Origin of the sequence: Streptomyces hygroscopicus subsp. hygroscopicus, from assembly GCF_001553455.1 — a bacterium.
Lineage (GTDB): Bacteria > Actinomycetota > Actinomycetes > Streptomycetales > Streptomycetaceae > Streptomyces > Streptomyces hygroscopicus.
The window spans coordinates 1-2,276 of sequence record NZ_BBOX01000239.1; the positions used below are offsets into that span (position 1 = coordinate 1).

Below are 2,276 nucleotides of genomic sequence, written 5' to 3' on the forward strand. Positions count from 1 at the left end.
GTACCGGGCGGGGACCCCGGGCCGGGTGGCGGGGGCGCCTGCCCGCAGGGCGCATGGGTCCGGCGTGGCGTGCGGTCTCCGCGCGGCCTGGTCCCCGCCCGGACCCGTCGCGCGGTCACGGAGGAGCAAGAAAGCGGTCACTGTCGATCAATGACATCCTCCGGGCGCTCCGGCAGGCTGTGGGGCATATCGGCCATCCCGCCCCTGCGGGGTCCCCGCGGTGCTCCCACGTCAGTCACGGCGGGGCGGGGGCGGCGCGGAGGGCCGGAGGTCCGTGCGTGCCGGGTGTTGCGGGGGAATGCCCGGCACGCACGACACGAGTGCCAGGTGCCGGTACTCGCTGGGCGGCATGCCGTACGCGGCGCGGAAGGCGCGGGTGAAACCGGCGGGGTGGGCGAAGCCCCAGCGGGCGGCCAGCTCGTGGAGGGGGACCGTGCGCAGGCCGGGGTCGGAGAGGTCGCGCCGGACGCGGTCCAGCCGCTGCTGCCGGATCCATGCGGAGACCGTGGTGTCCCGGGCCCGGAAGAGGCGGTGCAGATGGCCGACGGAGATGTGGTGGGCGGCGGCGATGGTGGCCGGGGACAGCTTCGGGTCGGGCAGGTTCCGCTGGATGAAGGTCTGCACCCGCAGGGTCAGGGTCCGCCGGTGGGTCTCGGGCGGCAGGGCGTCTTCGGCCTCGAGGGTGTGCGCGAGTAGCGCCGTGGCCAGGTCGATCAGGACGGTGGCCAGGCGCGGCCCGTCGGAGGGGCGGTAGGAGCCCCGGTCGGCGGCCAGCCGGGTGAGGAACCCGGTCAGCAGGGCGCCGACCCCTTCCCGGCCCGGGATGGGCCGGGCGAGCAGTTGGTCGATCCGGTCGTGCGGGAGCGGGACCAGCGCCTTGGGGATCTCCAGCCCGACGCCGCCGGGAGGGCCGCCGAAGGCCACGCAGTCGAAGGGCCGTGAGGTGTCGACGACGTACAGGCTGTCCTCGCCGTGCGCGATGTCCTGGCGGGCCTGGGTGACCTGGAGGTTTCCCTCCTGGATGAACGAGAAGTGGTAGAGCTCGGGATCCGACTGCCGGATGAGCTTGGGCGTCCGCCGGAACCGCATCGGCAGGAATTTCGTGGGCCATACGGAGGCGGCGCCGACTTCGAGGACGCGTACCTCTCCCCGGAAGTCACGGGTGTGGTCGCTGCTCATCTCCATGGGCGCCATGAGATTCGCCATCTGCTCGCGCCAGAAGTCGAACCGATCCGCCCTGGGCAGGTCCTCGCAGCGAAAGACCGTCTCGATCATCATCTGCCCCTCTGTGCGCCCCTCACCGTGCCCCGCGGTGGTCCCCTGCGCGGGGAAGGCGGGCATGGGCCCGAGGTCCGAACGTCCGTACGCTAGCAGGGCGCCGGGCGGCGGGACGAGACCGCGCGAACCCCTTGTCTGATGCACCGTCAGATACGACGATGGCCGACGTCAGATACGAGATGGCGGTCCACCGACGAGGAGGCCCGGCATGCGCGTCCTGCCCCGGGGCCGGTTGAGCTACGGCATGCAGTTGCCCGTCCAGTCGCAGTCCACCCTCTACGCGGAGCCGTGGGAGGCCGGAGCCGGCCCGGCCGAGCTCCTCGCGGTCGCCCGCGCGGCCGACCGGCTCGGCTTCGGCTACCTCGCCGTCTGCGACCATGTCGCGATCCCGCGGCGGCTGGCCGACGCGATGGGCACCGTCTGGTACGACCCGGTGGCCACCCTCGGCTGGCTCGCCGCGGCCACCGGGCGGGTGCGGCTGCTCAGCCATGTGGCGGTCGCGGCGCTGCGGCACCCACTGCTGACCGCCAAGCAGTACGCGACGCTCGACCACCTCTCCGGCGGCCGGCTGATCCTCGGGGTCGGGGCCGGGCATGTGCGGGAGGAGTTCGAGGCGCTCGGAGTGGACTTCGCCCGGCGCGGGGCGCTGCTGGACGAGACCGTCGACGCGCTGAAGGCGGCGCTGGGTCCGGAGGAGTTCCCGGACTTCCGCGGGGAGCGGTTCGCGTTCAGCGGTCTGGGGCAGGCCCCGCGGCCCGTCCAGACGCCGCGGCCACCGCTGTGGGTCGGCGGCTCCTCGCCCGCGGCGGTGCGCCGGGCGGCGGTCCGGGGTGACGGCTGGCTGCCGCAGGGCGACCCGCGGCACCGGCTGCCCGGCCAGATCGCCCGGCTGCGGGCGCTGCGGGAAGCGGCCGGGATCGACGAGCCCGCCGAGATCGGGGCGATCACCGAGCCGCTGTACGTGGGCGAGCCCGGCTGGGACGTGGGGCGCCGGACCC

2 protein-coding genes are annotated in these 2,276 nt (G+C 74.3%); one reads left to right on the forward strand and one right to left on the reverse strand.

Going from position 1 to position 2,276, the window contains the following annotated elements:
* Positions 1–231: 231 nt before the first annotated feature.
* On the reverse strand, positions 232–1,278 hold the full coding sequence (locus AXW62_RS23640; protein ID WP_060946276.1) for an AraC family transcriptional regulator: 1,047 nt from the start codon (positions 1,276–1,278) through the stop codon (positions 232–234).
* Positions 1,279–1,486: 208 nt separating this feature from the next.
* Between AXW62_RS23640 and AXW62_RS23645 the strand changes: the two genes are divergently transcribed.
* A partial coding sequence (locus AXW62_RS23645) for a TIGR03619 family F420-dependent LLM class oxidoreductase (protein WP_060946275.1) occupies positions 1,487–2,276 on the forward strand: 790 nt, incomplete at its 3' end.

Bases quoted from the DNA above. Each gene is read 5' to 3' on its own strand.
- AXW62_RS23640 (WP_060946276.1), bottom strand. From the start codon at position 1,278: ATGATGATCGAGACGGTCTTTCGCTGCGAGGACCTGCCCAGGGCGGAT.